Source organism: Streptomyces sp. NBC_00057 (assembly GCF_045041165.1).
Lineage (GTDB): Bacteria > Actinomycetota > Actinomycetes > Streptomycetales > Streptomycetaceae > Streptomyces.
Genome location: NZ_CP108256.1, coordinates 2079991 through 2105509, shown reverse-complemented (window position 1 = coordinate 2105509; position 25519 = coordinate 2079991). Strand labels below are relative to the sequence as shown.

Annotated in this window: 22 protein-coding genes and 5 pseudogenes; 17 read left to right on the top strand and 10 right to left on the bottom strand. The window is 70.1% G+C overall.

Features of this window, described 5'->3' with window-relative positions; all coding sequences use genetic code 11:
• Positions 1 to 102: 102 nt before the first annotated feature.
• Positions 103 to 1032, top strand: a complete 930-nt coding sequence (locus OG953_RS09980) for a LysR substrate-binding domain-containing protein (RefSeq protein WP_405683537.1) — start codon at positions 103 to 105, stop codon at positions 1030 to 1032.
• Between the two features lie 103 nt (positions 1033 to 1135).
• On the top strand, positions 1136 to 2365 hold the full coding sequence (locus tag OG953_RS09975) for an acetyl-CoA C-acetyltransferase (protein WP_405683535.1): 1230 nt from the start codon (positions 1136 to 1138) through the stop codon (positions 2363 to 2365).
• A 119-nt stretch (positions 2366 to 2484) separates the two neighbouring features.
• Here the strand turns inward: OG953_RS09975 and OG953_RS09970 are convergent.
• Both OG953_RS09970 and OG953_RS09965 read right to left on the bottom strand, forming a co-directional pair.
• Positions 2485 to 2838: pseudogene (locus OG953_RS09970) on the bottom strand (ROK family protein); the annotation flags it as partial.
• Positions 2812 to 3250, bottom strand: a pseudogene (locus OG953_RS09965) (dihydrodipicolinate synthase family protein); the annotation flags it as partial. The pseudogenes OG953_RS09965 and OG953_RS09970, both read right to left, overlap by 27 nt.
• Here OG953_RS09965 and OG953_RS09960 point away from each other — a divergent pair.
• A pseudogene (locus OG953_RS09960) lies at positions 3234 to 3467 on the top strand (FCD domain-containing protein); the annotation flags it as partial. The pseudogenes OG953_RS09965 and OG953_RS09960 overlap by 17 nt on opposite strands.
• Positions 3468 to 3524: 57 nt before the next feature.
• On the opposite strand, the gene OG953_RS09955 reads toward OG953_RS09960, so the two are convergent.
• The gene (locus OG953_RS09955) at positions 3525 to 4115 is read right to left on the bottom strand and encodes a TetR/AcrR family transcriptional regulator (RefSeq protein WP_405683533.1); all 591 of its coding nucleotides are present in this window, start codon (positions 4113 to 4115) and stop codon (positions 3525 to 3527) included.
• Between the two features lie 115 nt (positions 4116 to 4230).
• On the opposite strand from OG953_RS09955, the gene OG953_RS09950 reads away from it, so the two are divergent.
• Together OG953_RS09950 and OG953_RS09945 are read left to right on the top strand one after the other, a co-directional pair.
• Positions 4231 to 5352, top strand: coding sequence for an ABC transporter permease (locus OG953_RS09950; RefSeq protein WP_405683531.1), 1122 nt, complete (start codon positions 4231 to 4233; stop codon positions 5350 to 5352).
• Positions 5349 to 6041 carry an ABC transporter ATP-binding protein gene (locus tag OG953_RS09945; RefSeq protein WP_405683529.1) on the top strand — a complete coding sequence of 231 codons (693 nt, stop codon included), beginning with the start codon at positions 5349 to 5351 and terminating at the stop codon, positions 6039 to 6041. Before OG953_RS09950 ends, OG953_RS09945 begins: the two co-directional genes overlap by 4 nt.
• A gap of 20 nt (positions 6042 to 6061) precedes the next feature.
• On the opposite strand, the gene OG953_RS09940 is transcribed toward OG953_RS09945, so the two are convergent.
• Positions 6062 to 7252 carry an FAD-dependent monooxygenase gene (locus tag OG953_RS09940; protein ID WP_405683527.1) on the bottom strand — a complete coding sequence of 397 codons (1191 nt, stop codon included), beginning with the start codon at positions 7250 to 7252 and terminating at the stop codon, positions 6062 to 6064.
• 452 nt (positions 7253 to 7704) lie between these two features.
• On the opposite strand from OG953_RS09940, the pseudogene OG953_RS09935 reads away from it, so the two are divergent.
• A pseudogene (locus OG953_RS09935) lies at positions 7705 to 7872 on the top strand (dihydrodipicolinate synthase family protein); the annotation flags it as partial.
• 102 nt (positions 7873 to 7974) lie between these two features.
• Here the strand turns inward: OG953_RS09935 and OG953_RS09930 are convergent.
• Positions 7975 to 8772 (bottom strand): chaplin, encoded by a 798-nt coding sequence (locus OG953_RS09930; protein WP_405683525.1) that lies wholly within the window; start codon positions 8770 to 8772, stop codon positions 7975 to 7977.
• Positions 8773 to 9299: 527 nt separating this feature from the next.
• Here OG953_RS09930 and OG953_RS09925 point away from each other — a divergent pair.
• The 6 genes and pseudogenes from OG953_RS09925 (at position 9300) to OG953_RS09900 (ending at position 12360) form a co-directional block, all read left to right on the top strand.
• On the top strand, positions 9300 to 9698 hold the full coding sequence (locus OG953_RS09925; RefSeq protein WP_405683523.1) for a rodlin: 399 nt from the start codon (positions 9300 to 9302) through the stop codon (positions 9696 to 9698).
• 294 nt (positions 9699 to 9992) lie between these two features.
• Positions 9993 to 10226 carry a chaplin gene (locus OG953_RS09920; protein WP_405683521.1) on the top strand — a complete coding sequence of 78 codons (234 nt, stop codon included), beginning with the start codon at positions 9993 to 9995 and terminating at the stop codon, positions 10224 to 10226.
• 246 nt (positions 10227 to 10472) lie between these two features.
• Positions 10473 to 10763 carry a hypothetical protein gene (locus OG953_RS09915; protein WP_405683520.1) on the top strand — a complete coding sequence of 97 codons (291 nt, stop codon included), beginning with the start codon at positions 10473 to 10475 and terminating at the stop codon, positions 10761 to 10763.
• Positions 10764 to 10949: 186 nt separating this feature from the next.
• The gene (locus tag OG953_RS09910) at positions 10950 to 11360 is read left to right on the top strand and encodes a rodlin (RefSeq protein WP_405683518.1); all 411 of its coding nucleotides are present in this window, start codon (positions 10950 to 10952) and stop codon (positions 11358 to 11360) included.
• Between the two features lie 268 nt (positions 11361 to 11628).
• Entirely contained in the window at positions 11629 to 11829 is a 201-nt protein-coding gene (locus tag OG953_RS09905) for a hypothetical protein (protein ID WP_405683516.1), read from the top strand.
• Positions 11830 to 11948: 119 nt separating this feature from the next.
• A pseudogene (locus tag OG953_RS09900) lies at positions 11949 to 12360 on the top strand (rodlin).
• Between the two features lie 160 nt (positions 12361 to 12520).
• On the opposite strand, the gene OG953_RS09895 reads toward OG953_RS09900, so the two are convergent.
• A complete protein-coding gene (locus tag OG953_RS09895) occupies positions 12521 to 12991 on the bottom strand; it encodes a DUF5949 family protein (RefSeq protein ID WP_405683514.1) in 471 nt (156 codons plus the stop codon).
• A 250-nt stretch (positions 12992 to 13241) separates the two neighbouring features.
• Between OG953_RS09895 and rsgA the strand changes: the two genes are divergently transcribed.
• Positions 13242 to 14417 (top strand): ribosome small subunit-dependent GTPase A, encoded by a 1176-nt coding sequence (gene rsgA, locus OG953_RS09890; RefSeq protein WP_405683512.1) that lies wholly within the window; start codon positions 13242 to 13244, stop codon positions 14415 to 14417.
• 70 nt (positions 14418 to 14487) lie between these two features.
• The gene (locus OG953_RS09885; RefSeq protein WP_405691753.1) at positions 14488 to 15837 is read left to right on the top strand and encodes a DNA-3-methyladenine glycosylase 2 family protein; all 1350 of its coding nucleotides are present in this window, start codon (positions 14488 to 14490) and stop codon (positions 15835 to 15837) included.
• Here OG953_RS09885 and OG953_RS09880 read toward each other — a convergent pair.
• From OG953_RS09880 to OG953_RS09865, 4 genes are all read right to left on the bottom strand, one after another.
• Entirely contained in the window at positions 15834 to 16019 is a 186-nt protein-coding gene (locus OG953_RS09880; RefSeq protein ID WP_405683510.1) for a hypothetical protein, read from the bottom strand. The two genes, OG953_RS09885 and OG953_RS09880, sit on opposite strands and share 4 nt — an antisense overlap.
• Entirely contained in the window at positions 16016 to 16726 is a 711-nt protein-coding gene (locus OG953_RS09875; RefSeq protein ID WP_405683508.1) for a hypothetical protein, read from the bottom strand. Before OG953_RS09875 ends, OG953_RS09880 begins: the two co-directional genes overlap by 4 nt.
• A gap of 36 nt (positions 16727 to 16762) precedes the next feature.
• A complete protein-coding gene (locus tag OG953_RS09870; RefSeq protein ID WP_405683506.1) occupies positions 16763 to 17245 on the bottom strand; it encodes a DUF456 domain-containing protein in 483 nt (160 codons plus the stop codon).
• A 118-nt stretch (positions 17246 to 17363) separates the two neighbouring features.
• The gene (locus OG953_RS09865; RefSeq protein ID WP_405691751.1) at positions 17364 to 18353 is read right to left on the bottom strand and encodes a helix-turn-helix domain-containing protein; all 990 of its coding nucleotides are present in this window, start codon (positions 18351 to 18353) and stop codon (positions 17364 to 17366) included.
• Positions 18354 to 18564: 211 nt separating this feature from the next.
• On the opposite strand from OG953_RS09865, the gene OG953_RS09860 reads away from it, so the two are divergent.
• The 3 genes from OG953_RS09860 to OG953_RS09850 all read left to right on the top strand — a co-directional run bounded on the left by OG953_RS09860 (position 18565) and on the right by OG953_RS09850 (position 25478).
• On the top strand, positions 18565 to 22341 hold the full coding sequence (locus OG953_RS09860) for a S8 family serine peptidase (protein ID WP_405683504.1): 3777 nt from the start codon (positions 18565 to 18567) through the stop codon (positions 22339 to 22341).
• A gap of 126 nt (positions 22342 to 22467) precedes the next feature.
• Positions 22468 to 23670 (top strand): protein phosphatase 2C domain-containing protein, encoded by a 1203-nt coding sequence (locus tag OG953_RS09855; protein WP_405683502.1) that lies wholly within the window; start codon positions 22468 to 22470, stop codon positions 23668 to 23670.
• Between the two features lie 65 nt (positions 23671 to 23735).
• The gene (locus OG953_RS09850; RefSeq protein WP_405683500.1) at positions 23736 to 25478 is read left to right on the top strand and encodes a pyruvate dehydrogenase; all 1743 of its coding nucleotides are present in this window, start codon (positions 23736 to 23738) and stop codon (positions 25476 to 25478) included.
• The last annotated feature ends 41 nt before the right edge of the window (positions 25479 to 25519 follow it).

Genomic DNA, 25519 nt, shown 5'->3' with positions numbered 1-25519 from the left:
TGCTGTCCAATACCAAATTAAGGTCGTATCAAGACGTCTGATTAATGAATCGGATCGATGGATCCGGTCGGTGGAGACCGCCCGGTGACCGGAGGAGCGGGCATGGAACTGCGTCATCTGTCCGCGTTCGTCGCCGTTGCCGAGGAACTGCACTTCGGGCGGGCCGCGAAGCGGCTGCAGATGGCCCAGCCGCCGTTGAGCCAGCAGATCCGGCAGCTGGAGAAGGAGCTGGGCGTCCAGCTCTTCGAACGCAACACCCGGTCGGTACGGCTCACCAGCGCGGGGGAGTCCTTCCTCCAGCCGGTACGGACCGTGCTCGACGACCTCGACACAGCTGTGCGGGCCGCGAAGGCGGCCGGCCGCGGCGAGTACGGACGGGTCACCATCGGCTTCGCGGGCGCCTCCAGCCACGAGACGCTGCCGCTCCTCACCAGGGCCGTGCGCGCCGCCCACCCCGCCCTCGAACTGGTCATGAAGGGGCAGACGTATGCCAATGTCGCCCTCGACCGGGTCGCAGGCCGCTCGCTCGACCTGGGGTTCGTCCGGCTGCCGGTGACCCAGCCGGGGGTGGCGTACCGGGTGATCGACGAGGAGGAGATGGTGTGCGCACTGCCCTCGGACCACCGGCTCGCCCGGCTGGAGAGCGTCCCCATCGACGTCCTCGCCGAGGAGCCCTTCGTCTCCTTCCCCGCCAACACCGGCTCCACGGTGCGCGACGCGATGGTCGGGGCCTGCGAGGCCGCCGGGTTCAACCCGCGTGTGGTGCAGGAGGCGCCCGACTCGTACACCATCCTGGCGCTGGTCGCCGCCGGCGTCGGCGTGACGCTCACCGTCACCTCCGTACAGCACATCCAGCAGAACGGCCTCGTCTACCGGCCCCTGTCCGGACCGCCCATCCGGCTCCAGGCGGCGCTGGCCTGGCGGGCCGACAATCCCTCCGCCGCTCTGCGGGCGGTGCTCGCGGTGGCGGAGGAAGCCCTGCCCACGCCGGAGGGTCCGGCCGGCGACCGAACCACCGCGAGCCGCCATTGAGACGCGCCACGTCTTGAACCAGGGCGAACTGGATATTGGACCGACTCAGTCGCCGAGTGCAAGGGTCGGCGGCACACGCCCCTCGCCACCGAAAGGTCACGCCGTGCCCGACCAGCAGCTCGATGTCGTCATCTGTGAACCGCTGCGCACCCCCATCGGCCGGTTCGGCGGAGTGTTCGCACAGCAGACGCCGGCTGCACTCGCCGCATGCGTAATCGCCGAAGTCGTGGCCCGCACCGGGATCGACCCCGCCGCGGTCGACGAGGTGATCCTCGGACACGCCTACCCGTCGGCAGAGGCCCCCGCCATCGGCCGGGTCGCAGCCCTCGACGCCGGACTGCCCGAGACCGTCACCGGATCCCAGATCGACCGCCGCTGCGGCTCCGGCCTCCAGGCCGTCCTCGACGCGGCGATGCAGATCCGGGCCGGCTTCAGCGAGGTCGTCATCGCGGGCGGCGTCGACGTGATGAGCGCCGCCCCGTACTACACGCACGACGGCCGCTGGGGCATCAAGGGCCCCGGCCTCCAGCTCCACGACGCGCTGGCCCGCGGCAGGGTCACCGCCGGCGGCGTCAACCACCCCGTACCGGGTGGCATGATCGAGACCGCCGAGAATCTGCGCCGCGCGTACGGCATCGGACGCGCCGATCAGGACGCCCTCGCCCTGCGCTCGCAGCAGCGTGCCGGCCGGGCCGCGGCGGAGGGACGTTACGACGCGGAGACCGTCCCCGTCCTCGTACGGACCCGCAAGGGCGAGACGCTTGTCACCGCCGACGAACACCCCCGCCCCGACACGACCGCCGAACAGCTCGCCGCGCTGCGCCCGATCATGGCGAAGACCGACCCCGGGGCGACCGTCACCGCGGGCAACGCCAGCGGTCAGAACGACGCGGCCGCAGCCTGCCTGGTGACCAGTGCGGCCACCGCCGAACGGCTCGGCCTCACCCCGCTGGTCCGGCTGGTCTCCTTCGCCCGCGCCGGGGTGCCCGCCGCGACCATGGGCATCGGCCCCGTCCCGGCGACCCGGGCCGCCCTCGACCGCGCCGGACTCAGCCTCACCGACCTCGACCTGATCGAGCTCAACGAGGCCTTCGCCGCCCAAGTGCTCGCCTGCACCCGCGAGTTGGGCCTCGGCGAAACCGACCACGAGCAGCGCATCAACGTCAACGGATCCGGCGTCTCCCTCGGCCACCCGGTCGGCGCCACAGGCGCCCGGATCCTCGCCACGCTGACCCGCGAGCTGCACCGCCGTGAGGCCCGGTACGGCCTGGAGACCATGTGCATCGGCGGCGGACAGGGCCTTGCCGCGATCTTCGAGCGCATCGCGTCCTGAGAAACACCACTGGCGCAGTGAGACGCGCAGCGTCTCACTGCACCAGCAATTCAGTATGGGGACCGTTCCAGGTCCCGGCTGGCACCGTGATCGTCATCCCCCCGCCACGGCGACCCGTGGCCCGAGCCGTCCGCCGTCTGCGTCGCGAGTTCTGGTCCTGCCGTGGCGCGTACGTCGTTGTCGCAGGCGACCGGGTATCCGGTGTGGTCCGCGAGGACGGTGCCCAGTGCGGTGCCGGCCCAGCCGCGTATGGAGTCGGTGGCGCTGGTGACCACGCCGGTACGGGGGTCGACGACCCCGGCTGCCGCGATGCCGAGCGCTGTGGCCGGCCGCTCCGGATCGACGGCGGCGGCCGCTTCGGCGAGTGCGTCCAGTACGGCCGTGGCGCCGTTTCGGGCCGGGGTGGGCCGGGTGTGCCGTGGCAGGACCGTGCCGTAGGCACCGAAGAGCGCGGCGGCGATCTGCACCGGAATGTCGTACGCGAACAGCGGCAGGTCGACCGCCGCGCGCAGCCGCCGGAAGTGCTGGGCGATCTCCTTGCCGTGGGTGCGGGTGCAGAACGGCGCGGTCGCGACCAAGACGTCCGCGCCCAGCTCGGCGGCGGACCTGGCGTGCTCGACGACTCGGGCGGCGGTGGTGACCGATGACACCGGCGAGCACCGGAACCCTCCCATCGGTCGCATTGACCACGCTCTCCAGTGTCGTGGTGCGCTGCTCATCGGTGAGGTACACGACCTCGCTGGTGGATCCGAGCGCGAACAGTCCGTGCACACCGCCGCCGATGAGGTGCTCGACGAGGCGGGTGAGGGACGCGGTGTCGACCTCCCCACGGGAGTCGAGAGGGGTGCAGACCGGCGGGACTACGCCGTACGCCTCGCTCGACAATCACCTGCTCAGCGAGGTCCTCGATGCGTTCTGGGCGGCCATGGACCGGGTGCGCGAGGACCTCGACGACGGCCATCAGGACCCCTCGGCCACCTGTGCCCAGCACCGCGAGATCGTCGAGGCGATCGAGGCGGCCGACGGCGAACGCGCGGTGCGTGCCATGCGCACCCACTTCGACGGCATCCGTGGCCGCCTCGAACCGGTACCGGCCCCGTAGCCGGGCGCCTCGGGCATCGGCGGGAGGCGCGGCCGCCGGCCGCGCGACCCGCCCCCGTCACCGTCCTGCGGCCGCTCCCGTGATCGAGGTGACCGCCATACGTACCGCCCGGTCCGTCACCGCCACATCGTCGTCGCCCGCCTCGATCGCCGTCGTGGCGGCGTTGACGATCCCCTGAAGCAGCAGCGCTGTGCGGCGCGGGTCCTCCTCGCCCAGCTCGGTGAGCGCACCGATCAGCGGGGTGAGCAGCTCCCGGTGGACCCGCGCCGCGCTCTCCCGCACCACTTTCGCGTCCCGGACCCCGGCCAGCGCCTCGGCGATCCGGTGCTCCCCGCTGCGCACCAGCTCCAGCTGGGACGACACATAGGCGGCGATCTTCTCCTCGGGCGTACCGGCCACCGACATGCCGGACTGGATGGCGTCCGTCCAGCGCGGCATCGCGTCCTCGACGACGGCGGCGAGCAGTTCGGGGCGGCCGGGAAAGTATTTGTAGACGCTGTTGCGGGCGAGGCCCGTGGCCCTGGCGACCGCGGTGAAGGTCACGGCCTCCGCGTCGCCGCCCTCCAGCAGTTCGCGCGCTGCCCGCACCAGGGCCAGCCGCTGCTGGGCATGGTGCTCGGCGACCGTGGCGGCTCTGATCTTGGGCACGGGCCCAGTCTAGAAGCCCCGGCACACTTTCGACCCCCACTTGGGGACGCTGCGTCCCTATCATCTATGTTGGCGACGCACCGTCCCTAACATCGATCCATCGAAGGGAACCGCCGTGTTCCTCGCTCTTCTGGAGCTGCGCGCCGCCCGAGGACGCTTTCTGCTCATGGGCTCCGTCGTGGTGCTCGTCGCCGCACTCGTCGGCATCGTCTCCGGCTTCACCACCGGTCTGGGTGACGACACCATTTCCGCGCTGCGCCGCCTCCCGGCCTCACAGTTGGTCTTCTCCTCGGACGCCCGGTCCGACCAGTTCGCCCGCAGCCTCCTTGACGAAAAGACCGCCGCTGCCTGGCGCAAGGACGCGGACACCGACATGACACCGCTGGGTGTCTCCATCACCCGCGGTACGACGAACCGGGGCGCCGAGGTCGACCTCGCCGCCTTCGGAGTCGAGCCCGCCTCCTTCCTCAGCCCCTCCGTCACCCAGGGCGACGACCTCGCGGACGCGTCCGCGGACAGCATCGTGATGTCCGCGAAACTCGCCGACGAGGGCGTACGCGTCGGCGACACCCTGGTCATCGACCGGCTCGGTATCAAGCTGCACGTCATCGGGCTGACCGAGCGCTCCAGCTACGGCCATGTGCCCGCCGCCTACGTCCCGTTGAGGACCTGGCAGCGCATCCGCTTCAGCGCCCCGGGCTCCCCGGCCTCCGCCGCCACCGCGATCCCCGACCAGTTCAGCGCCCTGGCCCTGCGCACCCCGGCCAAGGCGTCGACCGCCGACCTCGACGAGCGGCACTCCACCACCACCCTCACCAAGGAGAAGGCGTACGAGGCGGCCCCCGGCTACACGGGTGAACGCGTCACCATGAACTCGATCCAGGTCTTCCTCTACCTGATCGCCCCTCTGGTGGTCGGAGCCTTCTTCGCCGTATGGACCGTGCAACGACAGCCGGAACTGGCCCTGCTGCGCGCACTGGGCGCATCCCGGCGTCGCCTGCTCGCCCACACCGTGCTCCAGGCAGCCCTCGTCGTCGTACTCGGCACCGTCGCCGGCGCCGTACTGGCCGGAGCGGTCGGGCTGCTGGTCGGTGAACAAGTGCCGTTCAGCCTGCCCGCCACCACCCTCGCCGTCACCATGTGCACCGTCGCGGCCGTCGGCCTCGCGGGCACCGCCCTGACCCTGCGCCGGGTCACCGAAGCCGACCCGCTGACCATGCTGGGAGCCAACCGATGAGCCTCGAACTGACCGGCGTCACCGTCGCGTTCGGCCGCTCCGACGCCCGTACCACCGTTTTCGACGGACTCGACGTCACCTTCGAACCGGGCCGTATGGCCGCGCTGGTCGGCCCGTCGGGCTCCGGCAAGTCCACACTGCTCGCCGTCGCGGGCGCGCTGCTGCGCCCCACCGCCGGGCAGGTCGTGCTGGACGGCGAGGACCTCGCCGGACTCTCCGACGCCCAGCGCGCCAAAGTACGCCGGGAACGCATCGGCTACATGTTCCAGAGCGGCAATCTGCTCTCCGGACTGGCAGCCGTCGAACAGCTCCTGGCCGCCGCGTACATCAGCGGCGAACGGCCCCGTACGCACCGTTCCCGCGCCGAAGAGGCCCTGACCGGGGTGGGCCTCGGCCACCGCCTGCGCCACCGCCCCGAACAGCTCTCCGGCGGCGAACGCCAGCGCGTCGCACTGGCCCGTGCGCTCTTCCTCTCTCCGAAACTGCTGCTGGTCGACGAACCGACCGCGGCCGTCGACCGTTCGCAGGCCGGCGAACTGGCCGAACTGCTCGCCGAGCGCACCCGCCGGGACGGCTGTGTGACGGTCGTCGCCACGCACGACCCGGCCGTGGCCGAGGCGGCCGACCGGGTCGTGGACATGGCCGAACTGGGCGCCACCGGGGCTTCGGCCGGGCTGTCCGGTCGCTGAGCCGCGCGGTGACGGGCCCGTCAGCGCTGATGAACGCCGCCGTACAGATAGCTTCTGGCGCCGTTCAACGCGGCGCGGTTCCACGCGTCCACATCGGCGGGCCCCATCGCCGGCCAGTCGGGCGTGTTCTCGACCAGTGCACGCCCCAGCCTGCGTCCCAGCTCGACCAGGCGGGCCCCCTCGACAGTGCGCTCGTCCGCGTACCGGCGCAATGCCCCGGCCGCTGAGGGGGATTCGCGCAGTGCCCGCTCCAGACACAGCGCGTCCTGGAGCGCCTTGACCGCGCCGCTGGCGGTGTGCGGTCTGGTGACGCTCGCCGCGTCGCCCGCCAGCAGGAACGGCGGCTCGGCCGCCCGGGGCACGACGAAGTCGGCAACCGGATGGAGCGCCTGGGAGGTGTGCTCTCCCCGGGCGACGACATCGGCCCACTCTGCCGGGAAGTGCTCATCGGCGATGTTCCGCACATACGCGGCGGAGACCGGGACTTCCGAAGCCGAAGCCGAGACCGGGGGAGATGCGTAGATGGCGTACGCCATCAGACGCGATCCCGGATCCGCACCCGGAATCAGGTAGAACACACCGTGCCCGCCCGGAAATCCCAGCGTGATCCAGGCGGTCTTCAGCAGCTCCAGTTGCTTGGGGTGATCGCGGAGCGCGCTCGGCGGAATCGTGCCCCGCCACACCAGATATCCGGCGGGAGCAGGACGTACCTCGGGTGCGATCAGCTCGCGGGTGACGGACCGGTGCCCGTCGGCCCCGACGACGATGTCGTATTCCTGCTCCCGGTCCGCGGTGCGGATCAGGGCGTGGCCGGAGTGCGTACGGCCGACGGAGCCGACGGGCAGCCCGCGGTGATACGCGCTCTTCCCGATGTTCGAGCGCAACGCCCGCCACAACAGGCCCCAGTTGCACGGCGTCACCGGGCTCGCCTGCCGTGCCAGCTCCCTGGCCGACCGCCGACCCGGCGCCCGCGCGAGCCAGATGCGGGTGGCGACCGGTGTCGTTGGCATGTCTGCGCCCAGGTAGCCGCCCGCGACCAGCTCCTGATGCAGCGGCGGCGGGATGACGATGCCGAACCCCCGGTCCTGCAACTCGCCGCTGCTGCGCTCGTGGACGGTGACCTCCGCCCCGGCCCGGGTTCCGGCGATCGCCATGGCGCAGCCGGCGATGCTGCCGCCGACCACCCCGATGCGTAAACCTGTCACTGCCACCGTGCTACCACCTGTTCTGACGCTCCGAAAGGTGCTGACCGCACTTATCGTCGCACCCGGGCACGGGCGGGACGGTGACGCGTGCACCTCCCGGAGGGTCCGTCCGGGTGTTACGGAGCCACGGCCGCCGCCCCGCCGCCGGAGGCCTGTTAGCCCGCCCGTGCGGTACGTCGCGGTGAGCGCGGCGTTGCCCGACGCCCCGGCCGCCACGGTGACCGGAACCTTGACGTTCGCGCCCTGGCCCGGGTTCGACGCGGGGGCGGTCACCTGCTTCGCCGTCCAGCCGGCCGGCACGGTCAGATCGACCGTTCCCGGCCCGCGCCGCACGTCCATCCGGTTGACGGCGCGGACCGTGACCTTCGCGTCCGACAGAAGGCGTCGAAACCGGCCGGAACCGGCAGTTGGGGCCGGTAGGCGCGGCAGTCCGCGAGCGAGAGGTCCGTCAACGGCATGGAGGTGCCCTCCTGGCAGCCGCAGGCCTCGGCGCGTTCAAGACGGCCCTCATGGTGCGCGAGATCATCGCCACCAATGCGATGAGCCCGCCGATGCGTCGTCTGGACGCGGCTGAGACTGCCACGATCGCGGCCTGCCTGGACCGCGCGGGGCTTTCCCGGGCCTGAGCCGGGGCACGCCGGTCGAGTTCCGTACACACAACAGGTCCGGTCGGACAGCATCGGCTGTCCGACCGGACCTGTTCGTCTCCCGGCTGACTGATTCGTGGATCAGCTCTGCGAGCGGCGGGCCCGGCGCATCAGTACCGCGCCACCGAGCAGCAGCGCGGCGCTCGCGCCCGCAGCCACGCCGAGATCAGCGGCACCGGTGTGGGCCAGCTGCGATTCGGCGGCCGCCGGCACACTGTTGGTCAGGGGCTCACCGACGACGGACGTGGCCACCGGGGGTGCGACTACGGGGGGTTCGACTACGGGGGGCGTGACCACCGGGGGCTCGACTACCGGGGGTGTGACCACGGGCGGCTCGACCACGGGCGGTTCGACTACCGGGGGTTCGACCACGGGCGGTTCGATGACGGGGGGCTCGACCACCGGCGGTTCGACGACGGGGGGTTCGACCACCGGCGGCTCCTTCGGCCCGCTCACGTTTGAGCACTCGTTGCCGAGCGCCGGGTTCAGGGCACCGACGATGTCGGCGCTGTTTCCGCAGGCGTTGACCGGGACGTCCACCGGGGCCTGAATGAGGTTTCCGGACAACACACCGGGAGAGTCGGTCGCGACGCCCTCGGCACTCGCACCCCCGCCGCTGTTGCCGTTCCCAGCGCCGCCCTCGTTCTCGCACTTATTGCCGAACGCGGGATTCAACAGACCGACCACATTGACCGTGTTGCCGCACACGTTGACGGGAACGTGCACGGGCACCTGCACGGCGTTGCCCGAGCCGACGCCCGGCGAACCGATGGCGGCGCCATCTGCCGACGCGTCCGCGAACGCGTACCCGCCTGCCGCGGTCAGAATGCCTGACGCCGCGGCCATGACCAGCACGCTCTTACTCAAGGCTTTTCGCATTGGTTGCCCTTTCTTAGGACATTCCGTGCGAGCAGAAGGCTCGCGGTTCATTCATCAGGCGATGCAGCTTGCGCCGGGGACGCTACCCCGGGGGTCTTCCCACGTGAGTCGGCAAGCGGCGATTGCGGAAAGGCGGAGAGACCACGAAGAAGCGTTCTTCATGTGATAAGTCCTATTTCTGCTCGGTGAACGCCCAAGGTGCACGCTTGATGAAAGTCATAACGAGGAGGAATTGTTGAGGAAACTTGAAAGTGCGTGGGAATTTTGTGACCGCTCCAACGGATTACTTATGCGTACTCACGTTGACGCCGCTCGTCGCACGCAGGTGCTCAAGTTTGCATGTAGCCCGGGACGTTGATGCCTTGGGGAAGGGTTGGGGCCGCTGAATACTCCTTCGGCCCTGCGGCATTGTTTCGTACTGCTGTCCGTGCACCTTGGCAATCGGGTGAATGGAGAGAACCAAACGCCCGGTCGCGAGTTGGGCAGGGGGCTCCGCTACGGGGCATTCAGTACGAGAAGGGTTGATCGTGATCAAGAAGGTTCTGGCCACGGGTGCCGTTGCCGCCTCCATCCTCGGTCTGGGCGCGACGCAGGCCATGGCGATCGGCGACGACAACGGTACGACCTCGGTCAACGGCAGCGGAGCCTCGCAGTCGTTCGGCAACTCCGAGACCCGTGGTGACGGCAGCCCGCAGTTCGGCCTGGTTCAGGGCAGCCTGAACAAGCCGTGCGTCGGCCTGCCGAAGGCCGACGTCGGCTCGCTCGTCGGCCTGGTCCCGGTCGTGGTCCAGGACGCCAACGTGCTGTCCTCGCCGCAGAACCAGCAGTGCACGGAGAATTCCATCCAGGCCAAGGGCGACGAGCCGCTGTCGCGCATCCTGGACGACATCCCGGTGTTCTCCGGCAACGGTGCCGGCAACAGCTGATCCAACCGCAAGGGCAGACCCGGGTCGTCGGCATTCCTCCTCCGTGTGGCTCAGGCCCGCTGCCGCCTTTCCCGGTACTGCTAAATCGGATTTTCCGTTGATCGCGCCCGTGACGTCGAGTGAACGATAGTGTGTCATTCGGGTGGTTTTTCGGGGATCTTCTTCTCAAAGAGTTTCGCTTACGGTCTTAACATCGTTACGAATTGCATCGGCGGAGTTACGAGTGATCAGGACCGCGCTCGTGCGGCACGAAAGACGTGGCCGCTCCGGACTCCGTCAAAGAAAGGGAAAAAAGTGAAGTACACCAAGGTTGCCGCCATCGCCGCCGGAACCCTGATGGCGATGGGCGCTGCCACGCCCGCCTTCGCCGACGCAGGTGCCGAGGGCGGCGCCGCCAACTCCGCGGGCGTGCTGTCCGGCAACGTCATCCAGGTTCCGGTCCACGTTCCGGTCAACCTCTGTGGCAACACCGTGAGCGTGATCGGTCTGCTGAACCCCGCTGCCGGCAACTCCTGCGCCAACTCCTGATCTCCGGTCGGCCCAGCCGAACGCTCATGACCGGAAGGCCCCGGTACGCATCCGATGCGTGCCGGGGCCTTCCCCCGTTTCCGGTAGTCGATCGAGTGGTCCCGGAGAAAAGGCGGACCCGTCCAGTTGCCGTGTCGCAACCACATCGCTGCCCAGGGCGAAAGCGGCAGAAGGCACAGCTTAAGAAGGCTTGTGCGGCGCGGATACGCGACCGAAACAGATGCCGCTGCAGAAGGGAACCTGAAAGTGAAGTACGCGAAGACCGCTGAGTCCGTTGCCGGTTCCGTGGTTGCTCTCGGAACGGCCGCTCCCGCCTTCGCCGTTACCACCGCCACGGCCCCCGACTTGAGCCTCAACGGCGCCGTCGACCAGGTCGTGGGAAGCGCCCCGCAGGCTGTCGACCCGATCGTCGACACGGTCGGCAGCGCCGCCGATTCGGCGCAGAAGAACGGCACCGTCACCAATCCGGCCGGCCGGACCACCGGTGCGGCCAAGGGCGCGGCCCCGCTGACGGCTGGCCTGCCGCTCGGCGGCTGATCCGTCGCGCCACGGCAGTTCCCCGCTCATCGGCAGCATTTCGCATTCCTCCGGTGCTGTGCGTTCGGCGAACAACCGGACGGCAAAAGCATCGTTCGAGTGAACGGCACGCCATCCCCCGCTGCCCTGAGTTGGTCAGAGCGCTCCGGACAGGCGGGCAGCAGAGAACCCCAGAAGGGCTATTTCGTGATCAAGAAGACTATGGCCTCGGCAGCCGTCGCTGCTGCGATCGTCGGCGTCTCCGCCGCGATCGCTCCGCAGGCCATGGCCGTCGGCAACGACGGTGGCACGACGTCGTTGAACGGCAACGATGCTGTCCAGTCGTACGGCAACTCCGCCACCCACGGTGACTGGAGCCCGCAGTTCGCGCTCATTCAGGGCTCGCTCAACAAGCCTTGCGTCGCTCTGCCGGCCGAGGCCAACGTCGGTTCGGTCCTCGGCGCCGTTCCGGTCTCGGTCCAGGACATCAACGTCCCTGCCTTGCCGCAGAACCAGCAGTGCACGGAGAACTCCACCCAGGCCAAGGGTGATGAGGCTCTGTCGCACATCCTGAGCGGCATTCCGGTCCTGTCCGGCAACGGCACCGGCAACAACTAGAACCGTGAGGCTCCGGTCGCTCGCCAGCTGATTCCTCGTACTCGTGGAGGACAGCGTCACGGGCGGCTTCGAGTACGCCTGCCCGCAGTGTGTGAAACACCCGTGGGGTCGGCACATCCACGTGGCAGCCGTTCTTCGGAGGTCCGGATGCGCCGGCCCCATGTCATGCGTCCAAAGGGCGCCGCCGACCCCTCGAAGGGACGGGCGTACTGGGCCGGTTGCCGTAGTGACGGCAGACGTCCCCCGTCGCACCGGGTAGGGGCTGTTCATGGACCAGTACGACAGTCAACGCCCCAGCGGCCGACAGCGGCACGCGCAGGACGTCACACCCATCTACGACCGGCTGCTCGCCGAATGGCAGGCGGCCCGCGGCGGCCCGGAGCCGGCGCCGTCCGCGCAGCCCCATCGACCTTGTGCGGGAAGTCGCGTTCCCGGGGCGCGTATCTCCGAAGAAGACGTCGACGGGTGAAGGCGCGGCGTCGAACTCACGCCGGACCGATCCCATGTGAGTGGAACTGCGGAACCGACGCTTCCGTAGCAGGCTGATCAATGCGTTCCACAACGGGACGCTCCGAAAGGTGAAGCGTGATGAAGAAGATGATGGCCGGCGCAGCCAGTGGCCGTGTCCTTGGTCGGTCTGTCTGCCGCCGCGGGCCCCGCGGCCATGGCGATCGGTGACGACCAGGGGACCACGTCGGTCAACGGCAACGAAACCGTGAGCGAGTTCGGCAACGGCGTGCCCCAAGGTGACGGCAGCCCGCAGTTCCAGCTCGTCCAGGGCACGCTGAACAAGGCCTGCGTCGGCCTGCCGCTCAAGGCCGACGCCGGTTCGCTCGTCGGTGTGCTGGTGCCGGTCGCGGTTCAGGACATCAACGTCCTGGCCTTCCCGCAGAACCAGCGGTGCGTCGAAAACTCCACCCAGGCCAAGGGCGACGAGGCGCTGTCGCACCTCGTGGACGACATCCCGGTGCTCTCGGGCAACGGGATCGGCAACAGCTGAGACTCCTGAAGTGCGGGCGATTCGGCGATCCGCCCGGCAATCGCCCGCACTCCGGCGTACGGCACCACCGAGCAGTATCCGGGGCGCAGCCCCAGGGCTCCACACATGATGACGCCCACCGTTCCACGGGGGTGGTGGGCATGTGGCGTACGGAGGCGGCTCAGCCCGGGCTGCGTACCGGAAGGACGCAGTGGGCGGAGGTCATGACGGCCTCTTCGTCGCCTGCGAACGATCGCAGCAACTCCTCGCTGACCGGCCGGCCCGGCGTGCCCCGGGGCCACGGTCGGGTGGCGGACATCGCGTGCACCTCGCCCCGTTCGTGGGCCGCGGCCAGCCACTCGGGCGGCTCGGGGTACTGCGCGGTGAAATGAGGCAGCGTCAGGACCGCCTGGCCGGCCTGGACGAGCAGCTTCACCGGTAGGCCCGGGGTCTCGGCGGCGTGGACCGGACCGGCGCCGACCGGCAGTCCACTGCGGTCCAGGGCCACGCGCATGGCAGCTTCACCGGCGGCTGGGCCGTCCGTCCCGTCGCCCAGTGAGTAGACGAGAAGGAAGGCGACGTCGTGGCCGCCATCGGGGTGTTCGCCGCTCCACCCGATGAAGTGCCCCGGGCCGGGGCTGCCGGAACCCATGGATCAAATGTGTTGACGTCCCCCGACGGTCGCGGGCTATCGTGTGCAGCGTTCCGGACGGCGGACAAGAGCTGCCGGTGTCGGCCCCGTGCTCGAACCAGGAGGTGAGGACATTGATGACTGTCGCTGCGGTGGGCGTTGCCCACAACCAGAAGAGCATCGTTCCCACCCCCGTGGTCGCCGGCTGACCTTTCCGTAACTCTCCGCGCCTGTGTGCGCGTTGCCGGGGCCACCCTTTGAAGGGTTTCCCTTGTCTTTCCCGTCTTCTCCGTCCTTCGCTTCTTCTCTTCAGGGTTCGTCCGCGTCGCATCCGCTGTCCTCATACGGCTGGGACGACGACTGGGCCGCCGAGTTCGCTCCGTACGCCGGACAGGGTCTGCTGCCCGGACGCGTGGTGCGGGTGGACCGCGGGCAGTGCGATGTCGTCACCCCGCACGGCACGCTCCGGGCCGACACCGCCTTCGTCGTCCCGCGTGATCCGATGCGGATCATCTGCACGGGCGACTGGGTCGCCGTCGACCCCGACGGCGATCCGCAGTTCGTACGGACGCTGCTGCCGCGGCGTACGGCCTTCGTCCGCTCGACGTCGTCGCAGCGCTCCGAGGGGCAGGTGCTGGCCACCAACGTCGACCACATCGCCATCTGTGTCTCGCTCGCCGTGGAGCTCGACCTGGGGCGGGTGGAGCGCTTCCTCGCGCTGGCCATGTCCAGCTCCAGTGGCGACGCGCTGCTGCGCGACAGAGCGTCCGCCGCGGACGGGGCCGCCCAGCCGATCGTGGTGCTGACCAAGGCCGATCTGGTGCCGGACACCGCCACGCTGTCGTACCTCGTCCAGGACATCGAGGCCATCGCGCCCGGTGTTCAGGTGCTGCCCGTCAGCTCGGCCACCGGGGAGGGGCTCGACGTGTTCGCCGCCATCGTCGCGGGCGGGACGAGCGTGCTCCTCGGGGCGTCCGGCGCGGGTAAGTCGACCCTCGCCAACACCCTCCTCGGCCGCGATGTGATGGAGGTGCAAGCCGCCCGCGATGTCGACGGCAAGGGCCGGCACACCACCACGACCCGCAATCTGCTGGTCCTGCCCTCCGGGGGCGTACTGATCGACACCCCCGGACTGCGCGGGGTCGGGCTCTGGGACGCGGAGACCGGCGTCGGCCAGGTCTTCTCCGAGATCGAGGAGCTGGCCGAGCAGTGCCGGTTCCACGACTGCGCCCATGAGTCGGAGCCCGGCTGCGCGGTACTCGCCGCGATCGAGGACGGTTCGCTCTCGGAGCGGCGCCTCGACAGCTTCCGCAAGCTGCTTCGCGAGAACCAGCGCATCGTCGCCAAGACCGATGCCCGGGTGCGGTCCGAAATGCTGCGCGAATGGAAGCGCAGAGGGGCCGAGGGCCGGGCGGCCATGGACGCGAAGCGGGGCCGGCTGCGGTAGGCGGCAACCCTGGTCGACGTCCGAATACCGCCAGTGCGGTGCCCGGGGGTGCCGCACACTGGACGGTGTGATGGACGAACAGACCAGGTACGAGGCGGTGAGCAGCCGTGACGCCCGTTTTGACGGGGAGTTTTTCTTCGCCGTCGAAACGACCGGCATCTACTGCCGGCCGAGCTGCCCCGCCGTCACCCCCAAGCGGAAGAACGTCCGCTTCTACCCGACCGCGGCCGCCGCCCAGGGCAACGGCTTCCGGGCGTGCCGACGCTGCCGCCCGGATGCCGTACCCGGCTCCGCCGACTGGAACGTCCGGGCCGATGTCGTCGGCCGAGCCATGCGGATGATCGGCGACGGCGTGGTCGACCGGGAGGGCGTGCCCGGTCTCGCCCACCGGCTCGGCTACAGCTCACGGCAGGTGCAGCGGCAGCTCAACGCGGAGCTGGGCGCCGGACCCGTCGCGCTCGCGCGCGCCCAGCGGGCCCACACCGCGAGGGTGCTGCTCCAGACGACCGGGCTGCCCGTGACCGAGATCGCCTTCGCGTCCGGCTTCGCCAGCGTGCGGCAGTTCAATGACACGATCCGGCAGATCTATGCCCGCACGCCGAGCGCACTGCGCGCCGAGGCCGGGACGGGGTTGGGAGCGGCGGTACGGGAGGCGCGCACCACCGGGATCCCGTTGCGGCTCGCCCGCCGGGGGCCGTACGCGGCCCGCGAGGTCTTCGATCTCCTGGCGGGCGAGACGGTCGCCCGGATCGAGGAGGTCAGCGGGGCTCCCGGCGCCCGTACCTACCGGCGCACCCTGCGGCTCCCGTACGGCACGGGCATCGTGGCCGTCGACGAACGGTCCGCCGGGTCCTGGCTGGACGCCCGCATCCACCTCACGGACCTGCGGGATCTGACGACGGCCGTGCAGCGGCTGCGGCGCCTCTTCGACCTGGACGCCGATCCGTACGCCGTCGACGAGCGGCTCGGCACCGACCCGCGACTCGCACCGAGTGTCGCCGCCCGCCCGGGGCTGCGCTCGCCGGGTGCCGCGGATCCGGAGGGGTTCGCCGTACGGACGCTGGTGGGCAGGGCCGGGGCCGAGCGGCTCGTCGAGATGCACGGGAAGGTCCTCGACGTCCCCTGCGGCGGGCTCACGCATCTCTTTCCCGAGCCGGGAGTGCTGGCCGGTGCGGTGGACGACCCGGCGCTGCGGGCTCTGGCGACCGCGCTCGCAGACGGGGACGTACGGCTCGACGCCGGGGCCGACCGCGACGAGGCCGAGCAGGCGCTGCTGCGGCTGCCGGGGATCGGTCCGGCAGCCGCGGCGCTCATCAGGATGCGTGCACTCGGCGACCCCGATGTGGATCCGGACGGGAGGCCCGAGGCGGAGCGGTGGCGGCCCTGGCGTTCGTACGCCGTACGGCACCTGAGCCTCTAGCTCCCCTCGTCGAGGCCAGCCACTTCCTTGGAGAGGTTGTCGCGGAATTCGCTCAGGGATCGGGTGATCGCGTCGAGCTCCAGGTGGTTGGAGCCATGGATCAGCCAGTACTCGTACCGGTCCCACCAGATGTGATGCGGCCCGACGAGCCGACCGTACGGGAGGCCGGCCGCGGTCCTCACGTGGCGCAGCGCACGGTCGCGGGCCGTCGCCCTCGGGTGCGAGTACGTGACCGTGACGTACAGGGTGCGGGCCCCACCGCGGGTGACCTCACGCCAGGCGTGACATGCTCGCCGCCCGCCAGGAGTGGCTGGACGGCGGCCGGTGATCCCCCGTGCTCCTCGACGGTGGCGGGCGGATTACCGGTGTAGCCGGCAGGAGGCTTCTGGAAGTCGGCCCGCGGGGCGGTGTGCAGCCGCATCCGCCAGTCGATGCCGGTGATGGTGTCGGCCGGTTCCAGGGTGAAGTGGCCGATCGGGATGCGGGCGAGGCCGAAGAGGGAGCCGAACTCGGGGCGGTGGCCCTGGACCTCGGAGTGCTGGACGTTGAATCGGACGGCCGTGGTGGTGGCCCCGGGCTCGGCGTAGATGCCAAAGCCGAGGCGGCCGTTGCCCAGATACGGGCCCTCGTACCAAGTCTTCGGCAGCTTCTGCCAGAGCAGGTCGGCGTCGTCCGGGACCGTACGCCAGCTGTCGTCGGGTGACTGCACGGTGACAGGGGCCGGGGCGGCGGGTGCAGGGGCGGCCGGGGCGGCTGCCTGGGCGGGGACGGCCGCACCGCCCACCACGAGTGCGCCGCCGATCGCGGTGCCGGTGGCGAGAACACTTCTTCGGGAGGGGGCCGGGGCTTTGTTCCGGGACGGGCGGGAGGGGTCCGGAGCTGTGGGCAAGGCGACTCCTGGTGACTCGTACGCAGGGTGCGGAGGTCAGGCCCAGATCACCGCGCCCAGCCAGGCCCCCGTCACCAGCAGGCATGCGTAGAGCTCGACGAGCACGGAACAGCCCGTCGCCCGCATCACCGAGCGGACCGATGCCCACCCCGCCCCGTGGCTGCCGAGCCGCAGCCGCTCCGTCCCGTAGATCGCCCCCACATAACCGATGATCCCGCCCACCACCGGCACTACGAAGAAGCCCACGATCGCGCCGGCCCCGCCCAGCGTCAGAGTCTTGCGCGGTGCACCGGACTCACGGGGGCGGCGCGGCGGCAGCAACGGCTTCAGTGCCTGGTTCAGCAGAAGCAGTGCGGTGGCACCCATGAGTACCCCCCAGGCGGCCGGAGTGATGTCGGTCAACGCCCACCACAGCACGGCGGCCCAGACGATCGCCTGCCCCGGCGCCCCCGGCACCAGCACGCCGACCAGGCCGAGAAGCATCACCAGGCCGATGGCGACGAGCTGCCACACTCCCATCTGACCAGCCTGCCGGAGTCCGGACGGTCCCGCCCGCCGACAAGGTGCCGGGCGGGAGCCGTCGGTGCAGCTCAGAGGCGTGATGAGGCGTTCTCGAAGCGGTGTGGGGCAGGCCGTCTCAGGCCCGTGGGGTGCGGGCTACCCAGCCCCGTTCGTACGCGTGCCAGCCCAGCTGAAGCCGGGTCGACACCCCGGTCAGCTCCATCAGGCCCTTCACTCGTCGCTGTACGGTCCGCAGCCCCAGCTCCAGCTGCTTCGCCACGCTCACATCCGTCAGCCCGGCCAGCAGCAGCGAAAGGATCTCCAGGTCCGTCGCATCGGGTCCGGTGGACTCCTCCTCCAGCCAGCCGTTCTCGCCGAGCCTGAGCGGCAAGGCGTCGCGCCACACCGCCTCGAAGAGCCCCATCAGAGACTCCAGCAGCCCGGAGGCGTGGACGACCAGCGCCGCGGGCTCGGCGTCCCGGCCGGTCAGCGGGACCATCGCCAGCGAGGCGTCGGCGACGACCAGCTTGGTCGGCACCCGGTCGACGACCCGGCACTGCTCGTCCCGGCTCAGGGCCGCCGACAGCTCAAGGATTCCGGACGGCAGGGCGAGCACCTCCCGCTCGACCACAACCCGGAAGGACACCCCGCGGGTCGCCGCCTGCTCCTCGGACTCGTTGTCCATGCCGCTGACGGCGATCGGCTTCCCGGTGACGAGGGCGCACACCTCGCTGGTCGCACCCAGCTGCAACTGGTGGAAGCGGTGCGCCACCGCGCTCGCGCCCGTGACCACCTCGATCAGATCGTGCACGGCGGGCTCGGCCGCATCCACCCGGTACTCCTCGGCGAGCAGCGCCGCCGCCAGCTCCGCCTGCTCCAGCTCGTGGCGTTGCTGGGTGAGCAACGCACCCAGGGCGACCCCGGGCGGCGCCGCCACCCACCGCCCGGTGCGGGCGGACGACTGGGCGGCGAGGCCCTGCTGCTCCAGCCGGCGCAGCGCCCGCTCGGTCTCCGACTCGGGAAGCCCCAGTCGGTGCGCGAGGTCGTTGACCTCCGCCGCCCCCATGGCGACGAGCGCGCGGTAGGCGGACTCCTGCCTCTCGTCGAGACCTATGGCTCCCAGCACCCTTGGACCCTTCCCCGGACGCGTCATTTCCGCATCGTTGCGCACTCTTCGGCCGACCGGCCGTGGCGGAAAGCGGCCACGGCGCAAACCCGCCGTGCACATCATCCCTGTGTCGCCCGTACCTCTGCCAATGTGGCGCCAACGCAGTACCAACATCCTCCGGAAACACGGCCTTTGTGCTGCGTTCTTCCGGAATCACCTGGAGAGTACGATGCATCCGATATCGCGTACGGCGCTGGGAGCGGCGACAGCCGCCGTCCTGGCCGCCACCGTGGTAGCGCCGTCCGTGGCCGTGCCACAGAACGCGCCCGCCGCAACAAAGCCGCTCACCGGCAGTGCGGCAGCCACCGCTGCCGCTGCCGCGAAGGGCGGCAAGCCGGTCACCGTCACCCTGGTCACCGGGGACAAGGTCCTGGTGAACACGGACCGTTCGGGGGCTGCGTCCGCCACCGCGCTGCCGCGCGAGGACGGCACCGTGCCGCTCATCCAGACCCGGCAGTCGGGCAAGGACCTGTACGTCTACCCGGACACCGCGACCGAGGCACTCGCCGCGGGCAAGGTCGACGAGGAACTCTTCAACGTCACCGGACTGATCCGCCAGGGCTACGACGACGCGAGCACCAAGTCGCTGCCGCTGATCGCGGTGTACAGCCAGGACGTGGCCCGCTCGGCGCCCGTCACCCCGCGCGGCGCGAAGCGCGGACTCGCACTCGACGCCATCGACGGCGTCGCGCTCAAGGCGGACAAGGCGAAGACCGCCGACTTCTGGTCGGACGTCACCGACACCCGCTCCCGCTCGGCCTCCGGTCTGAAGAAGCTCTGGCTCGACCGCAAGGTTCAGACCACTCTCGACAAGTCGACCAAGCAGGTCGGCGCCGACCTCGCCTGGGCCGCCGGCTACGACGGCAAGGGCACCAAGGTCGCCGTGCTCGACACCGGTGTCGACGCCGAACACCCCGACCTCAAGGGCCGGATCGCCGCCTCGGAGAACTTCACCGACTCCCCCACCACCGACGACCGGCAGGGCCACGGCACCCACACCATCTCCACGGTGGGCGGCACCGGCGCGGCCAGCGGCGGCAAGAAGAAGGGCGTCGCCCCCGGCGCCGACCTGCTCGCGGGGAAGGTCCTCAGCGACCAGGGCTCTGGCGCCGAGTCCTGGGTCATCGCCGGTATGCAGTGGGCCGTCGACCAGAAGGCCGACGTCGTCTCCATGAGTCTCGGCAGCGCGACGCCCAGCGACTGCACCGACCCGATGAGCGTCGCCGCCGAGGAACTCGCCAAGAGCAAGAACACCTTGTTCGTCATCGCGGCGGGCAACATCGGTGCGTCCCTGAACAGCGTCTCCTCGCCGGGCTGCGCCCCCAGCGCGCTGACCGTCGGAGCCGTCGACCGCGACGATTCCACGGCCCAGTTCTCCAGCCGCGGACCTGCGATCGGAACGCACACCCTCAAGCCCGAGATCGCCGCCCCCGGCGTCGCCATCTCGGCCGCGGCGGCCGGTGGCCGCGGGCCGTACGCGTACCGGACGATGTCCGGCACGTCGATGGCCACCCCGCATGTCGCCGGCGCCGCAGCCATCGTGAAGCAGCGTCACCCCGACTGGACCGCACAGCAGATCAAGGCGGCCCTCGTCTCGTCCGCGAAGAGCGACATCCCCGGTGACGTACGGGAGACCGGCGGCGGCCGCCTCGATGTGAAGGCCGCCATCGACACCACCGTCGTCGGCGCCCCCGCCGTCCAGGGCGGCACGTTCAACTGGCCGCAGGACAAGTCCGACCACGCCACGGTCGACGTCCCGTACACCAACTCCGGCACCAAGCCGGTGAAGTTGTCGCTGAAGGTCCAGGGCGTCACCGGCAACGACGGTTCGGCGGTCTCCTCCTCCGTCGCCAAGCTCGACGCGAGCAGTGTCACCGTCCCGGCCGGAGCGACCGTCAAGGTCCCGCTGGACATCGACCCGACCGCGCGCCTGGAGGCCGCTCAGTACGGCGACGTCACCGGACGCGTACTGGCCACCGGCGCCGACGGCGTCAAGGTCTCCACCCCGTTCTCGCTGTACGTCGGCGCCGAGACCGTCACCCTGCGCGTCAAGCTCATCGACCGGACCGGCAAGCCCGCCGCGGGCATTTCCTCGCTGGACGTCCTGGGTACCGACACCGCCAGAGGTGAGCGCCGCTTCAACAAGGGCTCGGCCGAGCAGGTGTACCAGGTGCGCCCCGGCGCCTACTTCGTCTCCAGCTTCATCGGATCGCCGGACATGGAGGACGCCACCGGCAAGCGCGTCGAGTCCGTCGGCTACCTGGCGCGCCCGCAGCTGGACGTCACCAAGGACACCACCCTGGTGCTGGACGCCCGCAAGGCCCACCGGATCCAGGTGAAGACGGAGGACCGCGCGTCCGAGAGCCGCTCCACGACGCTCTCCTTCGGCCGCAGCTGGGACGACATCTGGCTGCACTCGGGCTCCCTCACCGGCGGCCGCTCCGTCAAGAACTACCTGGTCGACATCCAGGGCAGGGCGAGCGACGGTGACTTCGAGTTCGACAGCGCCTGGCGCGCGTACGCCCCGCAGCTCGAGAAGCTCAAGGTCGTCGGCGGCGCCGAGCTGCACCCGCAGCTCGCGAGCACCGGCTCCGTCAACCTCGACGGTACCGGCGAAGCCGCGCTCGTCGATGCAGGCACCGGCACTCCCGCCGAGCTGGAGGCCGCCGATGTCAAGGGCAAGATCGCCCTGGTGAAGGTCGCCGACGACGGAAATATGGTCCTCCAGGCGCAGAATGCCAAGGCCGCCGGGGCAAAGGCGATCATCGCGCACCGGCCGTCCGCGGGCCCCTGGCAGCCGTTCGTGAGCATTGGATCGGCACCGCTGCCCTCCCTCGGCGTCGAAGCGAGTGAGGCCGACGGCCTGAAGGCCGCCCTGGCTGCCGGCCCCGTGAAGCTGAGCTGGACGGGCACTGCCGTCAGCCCGTTCGTCTACAACCTGAGCTTCCCCGAGACCGGCCCGGTCACCTCGGACCGCACGTACAAGGTCCGTGACAGCAAGCTCGGCAAGTCCACCGCCACGTACGAAGCGATGGGTGTCGCAGCCGACTACATCGATTCGCTGGCCTTCTACCGGCCGTACGGCGGAGGTTACTTCACCGCGTTCGACACCGTCGCCGTGCCCAGCAAGCGCACCGAGTACTACTCGACGGGTGACACCGCCTGGCAGCGCGCCCTCTCCTCCAGCTTCCCCTGGGGCGAGTTCATGGTCGACCCGGCGCGTACCTACACGTCCGGCGAGAAGCGTACGGAGAATTGGTACCGGGGGATCCTCGCCCCGTCGACTCCGCGCGATTTCCAGGGCAAGGAAGCGCTCGCCGCCGAGCGTCAGGACAACTTGATCGGCGTCGCCCCGGGCTTTTGGGCCGACAGCGAACACGCCGGTATCCAGGGCTCCTTCGGGGACGGGGGCAGCATGAGGCTCACCAGCGATGGCAAGGTGCTCGGCACGTCCGTGTATCCGTATGGGGTGTTCACCGTCCCGGCCGAGGACACGGCATACGAACTCTCCATGCACACCTTCAAGTACGGTCAGCCCGCCGCCGTGTGGAAGCGGTCCACCGAGACCGATACCACCTGGAAGTTCCGGTCGAAGCGGGACGAGAACGCGTACTCTCAGGGTATTCCGCTCCTCTTCCCGGGCTACGACCTTGCGACGGACGGGTTGAAGACCGTGGCGGCGCAGGACGGTCAGAAGATCGGCCTGAGCGTCACCGGCCACGCGGGCTACGCACCCGGCAAGCTGACCGCGGCCAAGGTCTCGTACTCGTACGACGGTGGCACGACCTGGACCCAGGCCACCACCGCGCAGCAGGACGGGCGTTGGACCGCGACCGTGAACCACGCGGGCGCGGCCGGCAAGCCGGTCACCCTGAAGACCGAACTGACGGACGCCAACGGCAACTCCGTCATCCAGACCGTGACCGACGCGTACGCCGTGCGCTGATCACGTCCTGACCGGTCCGCCGGGCAGCCTTCCCGTGGGGGGTGGGGCCGCCCGGCGGACCTTTTTCATGGCCACTTATTCAGCATGACCCGTTTTCGTGCGGCCCGTGCGGTGGACAATAAGGGCATGAGTCAGCAGGGGGAGAGGCCCGCCGCCCACGAGGACGACTGGTGGCGCAGGCTGTACGACGAGACCGCCAGGGACACCGGGGCGAGCAACGCGGCCGACAGCCTCGACGACCGATTCGACTCGGCGTCGGACGCGGTGAGTCCGGGCGGGGGGCGGGGGTACGGCGGGGCGGGGGATGGGGCGTTGGAGGTGCCTGGGCCTCCGCCCGCCCCACTCCGCCCCGTTGTCGGCCATGTGGGTGACCGGCCGCCCACCTACGACGCCGAGCCCACCGCGCTGCCCGCCACCGTCCCTCAAGAGCTGGACGGTCTCGTATCCGACACCGTGCTCGACGGCGCCGGATACGGCACGTACACCCTGCGCGCCGCCTCCGCGCGCGGGGACTCCGCACGGTTCCGGGGCGAGCCCCGCCGCGATGCGCTGCTCACCGTCCGCTTCGGCACCGACGAGAGCGCGCTCGTCCTGGTCGCCGTCGCCACCGGGGCCCGCGCCACCGACCGGGCGCATCTGGCGGCGGCCGACGCCTGCCGCTGGATCGGCGGTGCCGTCGGCCGCAGCCATGTCCGTCTCTCCGAGGACATAAGGGCAGGCCGCCGTGGCGACCTCAAATCCGGACTGCACCGCCTCACCGACCGCAGCCACGGCAAGCTGCGCGCCCGCGCCGCCGAGCTGGGACTCGAACCGCAGCAGTACACGGCGGGTCTGCGCTGCCTCCTGCTGTCGGCGGACCCGGACTGCCGTACCAGGGTCTTCTTCGGCGTCGGCGCCGGTGGGCTCTTCCGGCTGCGCGACGGCGTCTGGCAGGACCTCGAACCGGAGGTTCCGGGAACCGGTGACGTCAGCGGCGAAGCCGTGGTCGGATTCGGCTCCGCCTCTCCCGGGGGCGGCCCCGACGGAGACCACCTCACCATGGATCCGGACACCGCCACACCCCCGTCCCCGTATGTCGAGGGCCCGCTCGCCCCGCCCGCCGAGCCGTTCCGGTTCCGGGCGTCGGTGGCCCGGCCGGGGGACACCCTGCTGCTGTGCAGCAGCGGCCTCGCCGAACCCCTGCGCGGCGAGCCCGCGCTCGCCCAGGAGCTCGCCGAACGCTGGACCCCCGACCAGGCACCCGGGCTCGCCACTTTCCTCGCGGACACCCAGCTCAGGGTGAAGGGGTACTCCGACGACCGTACGAGTGTCGGCGTCTGGGAGGCGTAACCGCGCGCGCCATGGGTTGATGGATGCGGAGTCCGGAAGCCGAAGCGCGGAAAGGGTACGCACCCATGGCCAAGCAGAACGTGTCGGAGCAGTTCGTCGACATCCTCGCCCGGGCGGGCGTCAAGCGTATGTACGGCGTCGTCGGCGACAGTCTCAACCCGGTCGTCGACGCCATCCGCCGCAACTCGGCCATTGACTGGATCCAGGTCAGGCACGAGGAGACCGCCGCGTTCGCCGCCGGAGCCGAGGCCCAGATCACCGGCTCGCTGGCGGCCTGCGCCGGATCCTGCGGCCCCGGCAATCTGCACCTCATCAACGGCCTCTACGACGCCCACCGCTCCATGGCGCCCGTTCTCGCCCTCGCCTCGCACATTCCTTCGAGCGAGATCGGTCTCGGCTACTTTCAGGAGACCCATCCGGAGCTGCTCTTCCAGGAGTGCAGTCACTACAACGAGATGATCTCCAACCCGCAGCAGATGCCGCGGCTGCTCCAGACGGCCATTCAGCACGCGATCGGCCGAGGTGGCGTCAGCGTCGTCTCGATGCCGGGTGACATTGCATCGCGGCCCGCCCCGGAGAAGTCGATCGAGCACGCCCTGGTCACTTCGCGGCCGACGGTACGGCCCGGTGACGAGGAGATCGAGAAACTCTGCCGGATGGTCGACGAGGCGAAACGTGTGACATTGTTCTGCGGCAGCGGCACGGCGGGTGCCCACGCCGAGGTGATGGAGTTCGCCGAGCGGGTGAAGGCCCCGGTCGGGCACGCGCTGCGCGGCAAGGAATGGATCCAGTACGACAACCCGTACGACGTCGGCATGAGCGGACTGCTCGGCTACGGCGCTGCCTACGAGGCGACCAACGAGTGCGATCTCCTCATCCTGCTCGGCACCGACTTCCCGTACAACGCCTTCCTTCCCAGCGATGTGAAGATCGTCCAGGTCGATGTGCGCCCCGAGCACCTCGGCCGCCGTTCCAAGCTGGATCTGGCGGTCTGGGGCGATGTCCGTGAGACGCTGCGATGTCTGACCCCGCGGGTCAGGACCAAGACCGACCGCAAGTTCCTCGACCGGATGCTGAAGAAGCACGCCGACGCGCTGGAGGGCGTGGTCAAGGCGTACACCCGCAAGGTCGAGAAGCACATCCCGATCCACCCGGAGTACGTCGCCTCGGTGCTGGACGATCTGGCGGACGACGACGCCGTGTTCACCGTCGACACCGGTATGTGCAATGTCTGGGCCGCCCGCTATCTCTCGCCCAACGGCAAACGCCGCGTCATCGGTTCGTTCAGCCACGGCTCGATGGCCAACGCGCTGCCGCAGGCCATCGGCGCCCAGTTCATCGACCGGAACCGGCAGGTGGTGTCGATGTCCGGCGACGGCGGATTCACCATGCTGATGGGCGACTTCCTCACCCTGGTGCAGTACGACCTGCCGGTGAAGGTCGTACTGTTCAACAACTCCTCGCTCAGCATGGTCGAGTTGGAGATGCTGGTCGCCGGCCTGCCGTCGTTCGGTACGACCAACAAGAACCCGGACTTCGCGGCGATCGCCCGGGCCTCCGGGGCGTACGGCGTACGGGTGGAGAAGCCCAAGCAACTCGAAAGCGCCCTCAAGGACGCCTTCAAGCACAAGGGCCCGGCGCTCGTCGATGTCGTCACCGACCCCAACGCGCTCTCCATCCCGCCGAAGATCAGCGCGGAGATGGTGACCGGCTTCGCACTCTCCGCCAGCAAGATCGTGCTGGACGGCGGAGTCGGCCGGATGGTCCAGATGGCCCGCTCCAACCTGCGGAACGTGCCCCGCCCCTGAACGAACCCGAGCAGCGGGGCGGCCGCGCCGGGACTTCACGC

Coding starts and splice junctions, on each gene's coding strand:
- OG953_RS09980 (WP_405683537.1), top strand. CDS start 103: ATGGAACTGCGTCATCTGTCCGCGTTCGTCGCCGTTGCCGAGGAACTG.
- OG953_RS09945 (WP_405683529.1), top strand. CDS start 5,349: ATGAGCCTCGAACTGACCGGCGTCACCGTCGCGTTCGGCCGCTCCGAC.
- OG953_RS09930 (WP_405683525.1), bottom strand. CDS start 8,772: ATGCGAAAAGCCTTGAGTAAGAGCGTGCTGGTCATGGCCGCGGCGTCA.
- OG953_RS09905 (WP_405683516.1), top strand. CDS start 11,629: ATGGACCAGTACGACAGTCAACGCCCCAGCGGCCGACAGCGGCACGCG.
- OG953_RS09895 (WP_405683514.1), bottom strand. CDS start 12,991: ATGGGTTCCGGCAGCCCCGGCCCGGGGCACTTCATCGGGTGGAGCGGC.
- OG953_RS09885 (WP_405691753.1), top strand. CDS start 14,488: ATGGACGAACAGACCAGGTACGAGGCGGTGAGCAGCCGTGACGCCCGT.
- OG953_RS09870 (WP_405683506.1), bottom strand. CDS start 17,245: ATGGGAGTGTGGCAGCTCGTCGCCATCGGCCTGGTGATGCTTCTCGGC.
- OG953_RS09860 (WP_405683504.1), top strand. CDS start 18,565: ATGCATCCGATATCGCGTACGGCGCTGGGAGCGGCGACAGCCGCCGTC.
- OG953_RS09855 (WP_405683502.1), top strand. CDS start 22,468: ATGAGTCAGCAGGGGGAGAGGCCCGCCGCCCACGAGGACGACTGGTGG.
- OG953_RS09850 (WP_405683500.1), top strand. CDS start 23,736: ATGGCCAAGCAGAACGTGTCGGAGCAGTTCGTCGACATCCTCGCCCGG.